Genomic DNA, 7,630 nt, shown 5'->3' with positions numbered 1-7,630 from the left:
ACGTTGGCTGATGAATTAAATTCATCATGTTATTGTTTGTTTGTTCACGCTTTGTTTGTTTAGTTTTCAAAGAGCAATATTCGATAGTTCCAAAAGAACTTTTCTATCTTATAATAAGTTGCTAACTTCGTCAACCCCTTAAAAATAAGGAAGTTAATGAATCAGCGACATGTATTATCTTACCACGAATTTTCGTAAGTGTCAACTTCTGCGAAAAGAAAAGAAAGTGTTTTTCAAATTCATTTCACTAACGAAGCAGCTAAGTTAGCTTACCACCTTAAAACACGCTCTTCAACCTAAAATTTTTTCCAATAGAATTTATAGTACTTTATTCTAGAAGGAAATGAAACATAGAAAGGAAAGGGCAATACCTCTTTATCCTTGTATCACCCTTTCCTTTTATAAGTTGTCCTTTGAATTGTCATCCGATAAAACTCGATCTCCTTGTTGTTCAATTAAATATGAACCTAATTCCTGTTTTAATTGATCTTCAGATTTTTCTTCATACTTCTTGATAATACCATCCTCCCTTCTATCATCTACTACAATCTCCTTTGTATCCTGCAGATAGTAAAAACAGACACTTACACTTCTTATACCTAATAATAAGTAATTTAAACAAGATAAGGATTTTTATCATCAAGATTTCATTTTATTTAATGTTTTATTTTCCCTTGTCACTGTATGAAAGACCTAAGCATAAAAATAAAGGAAGAACCATGGAGGTGTTAAGGATGTACCACTACTATCTATATCTTTATTATCCCAATTACCTTTATCGCTTCCCCCCTCAATACCCGCCCTTAAAAATCGGCATATTTGAAAGCTCTATCCAAACTATGCAAAAAATCGCCAATGAAGCGGTGGTCATGCTTAATAGAATATCCGACCCTGGTTTTGCCCGCCAAATAATGACTGCCGCTCAAACGGGGAATAAAAAGGAAGTTGACCGGTTAATAAAATCGACAGGAGTTAGTTCGCCCATAACTATAAAATATACTCCCAGTGGAATTTTATTAACTATTGGTTCTGATGCCAAAGGAGGAAACTGCTGTTCATTAAGTATGCATTTAAAATGGGGGGATTAACCCGATCTTTCAATAGTAAATAAAAAACTGGATTCCGCTGTGGAAACCCAGTTAGTCATCAAATTACATTTTCGTTATATCTGCTATTATGCGTTTTAAAAATCCCAGGCAGCTCCAGCAATGATTTCACCGTTAAAAATTCTCCTTTTGGGGCTATATCAATTTTAATGTTGTTATAACTCCATTCGATAGGTGAAGGAATATGAATGGCATTGATACCATTTTCCAACGCCGGTCTTATATCTGTCTTTAAGGAATTTCCAATCATCCAGGTCTTTTTAGGATCCGCCTTTGCAGTTTGAAGAACTTGTTTTAAAGCCTCAGAATTTTTATGTTCATAAATAAATACTCGTTTGCCAAAGTAAGCCTCAAGTTCTAATTGGACAATCTTCCGAGTTTGATTAGCTTCATCCCCGCCTGTATACATAAATAAGTGATGTCCGTCCTGGCGCAGGGTATTCAATACTTCATACATATGAGGAAACGGCTGAACTTCTATATCAAACACACCTTGTCCAATCCTTCTTAGTTCATCTGCTTTGGATTGTTCAACCGACTGATTAAACTTTTCACTAAAATATAAATAGGTAGAGACAAGGGATTCAGGAAAACGGGAAGAATGAAGGCCGTGTTCTGCGATACTTTTCATATCAATCTCCAGCTGCATTTGTTTAATTTGCTGAATAGTAAGCTCCGGAAACCACTGTTTCATTTGGGCAGCAAAATGATTAATGGTATCTCTAAAATATTTATTGCAGTGTATTAATGTATCATCTAAGTCAAAAATTAATGTAAGTTTCTCCATGTCTAAATATCTCCCTTTGGTTTTGTAATACGTGAGTACATATTAATACCCCTTTTTCTTTCTTTTTAATTATGTTCTAAAAATTTAAGAATTTAAAAAATATTATAAATAAAAATAGACTGTTTACACAGTCTAAAAAGGACTTTCTAATTTAAATTTTTAGTAAAATACCATTTTCATTTGATTCATTTAGTTTGGTGTTTATTGGCTTCTTATCGTCAATAACAGGGAAAGAAAGTGTGAACGTTGTTCCCACACCCAGTTTACTTGCCAGATGAATGTCCCCATTCATTCTTTTTATTATATTAAAGGTTGTCATAAGCCCCAAACCGGTACCTTTATCCCCTTTTGTACTGTAGAATGGTTTTCCTATTTTTCTTAACTGTTCTTCACTCATTCCGATACCTGTATCAATAATATCGATTATTAATTTATCCATCTGATTATTTAAGCAAATAGTTAGAGTTCCTCCATCTTCCATTGATTCAATTGCATTTTTGAATAAATTTAATAAGCATTGCTCAATTAATACTTTATCGCCCCTGATAGATTGATTTGAATTGCAATCTGCCATAATTTGTACGGTATGTTTATTAGCCAGAGGTTCTACCAAGGAAATTACCTTCTTAATTCCCTCTGCCAAATAAATATATTCAAATTGATTTACACTCGGTTTCGCATAATTTAAAAATTCTTTAATAATAGTTTCCGCCCGGTTCAGTTCATTAACCGCAATTAACGCATATTCCTTCTTTTTCTCCTTATTTAAATCATCTGAAAAAATTAGTTGCATAAATCCTTTTGCCACGGTCATAGGATTTCGTATTTCATGGGCAAGAGCTGAACTTAAATGAGAAACACTCTCTAGTTTTTCAGAATTAATAAGTCTTTCCTGACTTTCCCGTATTTCCAGCCACTTTTCAATTGTATAAGACATCATTCCTGCACCAAGAGAGGGAATAATTAAGAAACCTGTAAAGAGTTCAAATGAAGAAACTGGTTTGCCCAGGATTATCAAAAAAATCAGCAATATTAAAGAAGAAAAGAATGATACCAGAACGGCAACAGCAACCCTTCCAAAGGTTTTAAAATGGAGAAAAGGACTGTGAAGGTAGTTAAGAGCAATTGTTTGAATTCCATATACAAAGGTGCAGACCCATAATCCTGTATCAACCCCCATAATCGCCCTTGCAATAATAGTTATAAGAAAAAATGGCACTCCTGCCCATGAACCAAGATAAAGGGTGCCAACAATTATAGGAACCTGACGTAAATCAAAACGGATGTTATCACCACTTTTAATGGAAAGCAGCATACATAAAAACACCGCAATTACAAAATAAAGAAAAATTGCCCTCCTTTTTGTTTTCAGATCCCCTGCCTTATTAATCCTAAATTGTAGAAAAAATATAAAAATTAACAATACAGCTAGATTTAGAACCAATTGCTTTATTATTTCCAACTTCTTCACCAGCCCTGAGTATACATATAAACATCATACACTCTCGTCTAGTTCTACAGTGGTGTTATAAGTCACAGCAATGGAGAGTTTTTTGACAGTTTTGTTAATTTCAACTTATTTGGGATAATTTAACGGCATACCTTGGTATTTTAAACAAAAAATAAAGAAGGAAAATTAGGATGAGGTGAATGTCTATGGTTTATAAAAAAATGAGCCAATATAAAGTCGCTAAAGGCCCAAAAGCAAAGGAATCTGGTCTTGAAGTAAGCTATGAAAGAACAACTGGAAATCAGACAAATGGAAAAAGGACAGAAAAGTAAGGGAAACTTTGCTTTTGTCCGATATAAGTTTAATGAAAAGGCGGCCTTCCCTAGAGAGGCCGCAAAACTAATTTAGTTCATATTCCCATAATCCAAGTTTTCCTTTGGCAGGGATACATTCATTGAGCATTTTCATATCCTTGACCTGCCAGGCATAACAGCCAACACGGTAATCTCCAAGAAAGAAATCATTATCCGAAACAAACTGGCCATCTTCCAGCACTGCCCATGTTTCTTTGTTTTCTGTTACCCTTAAACAATTTTCCAGCTCACAGGTCGCTATAATTACCCCTGTAGGCAGACTCTCTATGATGTAGCCATGCTTTTTAAGCAAGTATTGGATGGCTTTATGGGCACAAACTGCTTTATCAATTTTTTTACTTGTATGGATGGCAAGCGGCCCTCGGTAATTTGTTCTCCACGTCCTTGTTTCAAACTTAGATTCTCTAAGAACAAAAAGGGTAGCCCAAGGCTGGATCATTGATAAAACCTTCATTGAGTGCCTCCTAATCAGGTTTAAACCCGCTTTTCGATACACCAAGTTCAATCGAAGTGTCTTTAATTTCTTCCTCAATCATTCTTAAAACTACTTTATATGCTGTGGGATTGTACCACTTACTCAATCCCATATCTTCATATATTTTTCGTATACCCAGTTTTGCTGTCCTTCTTCCTCCGCTTCCATCTCCCATCCAAAAATCGTCAATGGTTATTCGGCCTGCTATCTCTTTCAGCTTTTTAGGAAAATCCTTTGAGCAAGGAAGCAAGGGTGCAATTGTTGCCTGTGTCATAATGCCTGCCTCAGTAATTTCTTTTAAAGACTTCATTCTGGCTGGGATTGGCGGAGCTGATGGTGAAAATGCCTTTCTCACTTCTTCCTTATCCGTTTCAATCGTCATCGATATTCTTATTTTTTCCCCAAATTGCTTAAATAAATCGATATCCCTCTTTACCAGGGGAGATCGTGTTTGAACGTGCAAAAATTCCGGCATGTCTTCCAACATAACTTGAAGTAAACTTCTTGTCAGCCTTGTTTTTGCTTCAAGTGGCTGATAGGGATCAGTCGAAGAAGACATAAATATGGTTAAGGGACCTTTCTTCTTCGCCTTTACTATTTCTTTTTTTAATAAGTCAGCAGCATTGGTTTTAATATCAACCCATGTTCCCCACTCTTGATCTCTAAATAAGGAAACAGGCAGCTGTCTCACATAGCAATATTTACATCCAAATACACATCCGGCATATGGATTTAATGAATGAGAAAAATCATCAATAGCACCACTAGCAGGTGTTAATATGCTTTTTGAAACAATATCTTTCAGCTCCAGCTTCATCCTGAACTCCCCCTATTTTACTATTGCCCTAATTTCCAATGAAAAAAAGCATCTGCAGCACAGATGCACAATTTACATATTAAAATTCCCTTGAAAGCGATTTGTTTAATAGCCATTCAAAATCATTAAGATTAACAGGTTTACTCATTAGGTACCCTTGCCCCTGGTCACACCCGAATCTCTTCATTAACTCGTATTGTTCAGGGGTCTCGATTCCCTCTGCAACCACATCCATATTCAAGCCATGTGCCAAATCAATGATGGACTTCGTAAGTGCAGCATCCTGTTCATTCATAATAGCACTTTGAATAAAATATCTGTCAATTTTTATAAAGTCAAAATTAAAGTTCTTTAAGTGTGTTATGGATGAATATCCTGTTCCAAAGTCATCCAATGACAGCTTAATCCCCAGGTCCTTAACAAAATCTACTGTTTTAAGGACTACTTTTTCATTTTTCATGATCGTAGTTTCTGTAATTTCAAACTCTAAGAACTTGGGATTGACTCCTGTTTCTTCTATTATTTCGGAAAGTGTATTTCGCCAGTTGTATTTCAAAAAACTTTTCGAAGATAAATTAATGGAAATGGGGACCACACGAAAGGAGTGATGTTCCCAGCTTTTGATAAGCTGGCTTATATTTTTTATAACCCAATTCCCAATATCGATTATTAACCCTGTCTCCTCAGCCAAAGGAATGAAATCACCGGGAAAAATCATTCCCAGTTTAGGATGCTCCCATCGAATTAGTGCTTCAGCACTCACAATTCGATTCGAAGCCATTTCATATCGAGGCTGATAAAAGATTCGAAACTCATTATTTATTAAAGCGTTTCTAATATCTTGTTCAAGGAGCCAAGGCTTTTGTGTGATTAGCTTTTTTGAAGACTGATAAATTTGGAAGTTATCTTTTCCTAATTCCTTTGCACGGTACAGTGCAGCATCTGCATTTCTGATTAGTGTTTCTGGATCCAATCCATCATTAGGGAAAATAGAGATACCGATACTTGATGTAATATAAAGTTCATATTCCTTTATTAAAAATGGCTTTTTAAATAAATCTAAAATCATTGTTCCCAAGTCAATCAGTTTAGAAGATTCGGTTAAGTTAGACAAAATGATGACGAATTCATCCCCAGAAAGACGCGCTGCAAATTGGTCTTCCGTGAGTAGGATTTTAATCCTTTCAGCAATGCCTTTTAATACTTCATCTCCAATCAGATGTCCCATGGAATCGTTAATCCTTTTAAAACCATCAATGTCTAAGTAAGCAAGGGCAAATTTCTCTCCTTTTGTTTTTTTATTTCTCCCAATCAGTTCAGTCAGTTTTTGCTCAAACAGTCTCTTGTTCGGTAAATCAGTAAGATAATCATGATGGGCTAGATAATGCATTTTTTCTTCAGTTAATTTCTGATCTGTAATATCAGAAACAATTCCATTTAATTTTATTAACTTTCCTTCACTATCTATCACAGGAATAGTATAGGATTGTACCCATCTTATCATTCCATCAGCATGAACAATTCGATATTGCTGATGAAAGGAAAGGCCTTTTTTAAAATCATCCTGTCTGGAATCGTAATGTGGTAAGTCTTCTTCAAAAATAATATTCTCCCAAAGAAAAGACTCCTCAATCATCTCAGCAGTTGTATAACCGCAAATTTTCTCAAATCCCTTTGATAAAAACTCCATTTTGTTCGTTTTTAAATCCTGGGACCAAATACCAACATCAAGATTGTTATAGATATTATGGGATTGCTCTTCGCTTTCTTTGAGTTTTTCCTCAGCCAGCTTTCTATCGGTAATATCATTAATAATACCAAGTAGTTTAATTGGATTATTTTTTTCATCAAAAACAACATCCCCTTTTTCGTATAGGATTCGTTCTTGACCATCAGTTCTTAAAATACGGTATTCAATTTGATAACTTCTATTTTCTTTAAGAGCTCGATTCACGTATTTTTGTACGCGGTTACAATCATTCGGATGTACAATGTCTAGGAATTTATCAAAATCCGGCGATTGTTCCCCTTCCTGAATCATCCCTAAAATTCGGAAGACCTGTTTAAACCAGATAGCTTTTCCAGTAACAATATCCTTTTCCCAGGTTCCAACATTCGCCGCTTCCTGAGCAAAATTAAAACGTGATAAGGTATTATTGATTTCACTCGTGTCCTTAGCAATTCCAAATACCCCAATCACTTGATCATTTTCTATTATTGGGATGGTATGTATATTAAAATCTATATATCTTCCTTCTTTATGGAGAAGAGAAATATCGGAAATCTGAGGATTTCCTTTAATCGCCTCTTCAAATTTAAGGATCGTTTCTTTAGCATTAGGTTTATCAATGTAATTTATAAACGTACCTTTTTGTTTCATCTGGCTGGTACCCCAATTTGTCTACCCTTTTATTAACCGATAAAATATTACCGCACAGGTCCATGGTAAAAATAATATCAGGATGATGGTCAAATAATATCTTGTAAGCTTTATAATTATACAAGTCTATTATTTTATCTGTATCAGCGGCAACAATTTTCTCAAATTTTCTTTTATTTGAAGGTTCCAAAAAATCATCTCCTTCCTGTTGGAGAAAAACATATATTAATACTAATAATAT

Annotated in this window: 8 protein-coding genes; 2 read left to right on the top strand and 6 right to left on the bottom strand. The window is 34.9% G+C overall.

Annotated elements, in window-relative coordinates; translation table 11 throughout:
• Positions 1-734: 734 nt before the first annotated feature.
• Positions 735-1,088, top strand: a complete 354-nt coding sequence (locus AC3WR0_RS21060) for a YuzC family spore coat inner layer protein (protein ID WP_492554121.1) — start codon at positions 735-737, stop codon at positions 1,086-1,088.
• 58 nt (positions 1,089-1,146) lie between these two features.
• Here AC3WR0_RS21060 and AC3WR0_RS21055 read toward each other — a convergent pair whose 3' ends face one another.
• Positions 1,147-1,893: an HAD family hydrolase gene (locus AC3WR0_RS21055; protein ID WP_492554120.1), complete on the bottom strand. Its 747-nt coding sequence runs from the start codon at positions 1,891-1,893 to the stop codon at positions 1,147-1,149.
• A 151-nt stretch (positions 1,894-2,044) separates the two neighbouring features.
• The gene (locus AC3WR0_RS21050) at positions 2,045-3,364 is read right to left on the bottom strand and encodes an ATP-binding protein (RefSeq protein WP_492554119.1); all 1,320 of its coding nucleotides are present in this window, start codon (positions 3,362-3,364) and stop codon (positions 2,045-2,047) included.
• Positions 3,365-3,543: 179 nt separating this feature from the next.
• Here AC3WR0_RS21050 and AC3WR0_RS21045 point away from each other — a divergent pair, with 179 nt between their 5' ends.
• Positions 3,544-3,675: a hypothetical protein gene (locus tag AC3WR0_RS21045; protein ID WP_492554118.1), complete on the top strand. Its 132-nt coding sequence runs from the start codon at positions 3,544-3,546 to the stop codon at positions 3,673-3,675.
• A gap of 67 nt (positions 3,676-3,742) precedes the next feature.
• On the opposite strand, the gene AC3WR0_RS21040 is transcribed toward AC3WR0_RS21045, so the two are convergent.
• The 4 genes from AC3WR0_RS21040 to AC3WR0_RS21025 all read right to left on the bottom strand — a co-directional run bounded on the left by AC3WR0_RS21040 (position 3,743) and on the right by AC3WR0_RS21025 (position 7,579).
• Positions 3,743-4,171: an ASCH domain-containing protein gene (locus AC3WR0_RS21040; protein ID WP_492554117.1), complete on the bottom strand. Its 429-nt coding sequence runs from the start codon at positions 4,169-4,171 to the stop codon at positions 3,743-3,745.
• A gap of 10 nt (positions 4,172-4,181) precedes the next feature.
• The gene (locus AC3WR0_RS21035) at positions 4,182-5,009 is read right to left on the bottom strand and encodes an SPL family radical SAM protein (RefSeq protein ID WP_492554116.1); all 828 of its coding nucleotides are present in this window, start codon (positions 5,007-5,009) and stop codon (positions 4,182-4,184) included.
• Positions 5,010-5,088: 79 nt separating this feature from the next.
• Positions 5,089-7,389 carry a sensor domain-containing protein gene (locus tag AC3WR0_RS21030; protein ID WP_492554115.1) on the bottom strand — a complete coding sequence of 767 codons (2,301 nt, stop codon included), beginning with the start codon at positions 7,387-7,389 and terminating at the stop codon, positions 5,089-5,091.
• A complete protein-coding gene (locus AC3WR0_RS21025; RefSeq protein ID WP_492554114.1) occupies positions 7,355-7,579 on the bottom strand; it encodes a PAS domain S-box protein in 225 nt (74 codons plus the stop codon). Before AC3WR0_RS21025 ends, AC3WR0_RS21030 begins: the two co-directional genes overlap by 35 nt.
• Positions 7,580-7,630 lie beyond the last annotated feature (51 nt).

This window comes from Neobacillus sp. FW104-15D2 (assembly GCF_058790155.1).
The sequence above is the reverse complement of the archived record's forward strand: the minus strand, read 5'-3'. Positions and strand labels throughout refer to the sequence as shown.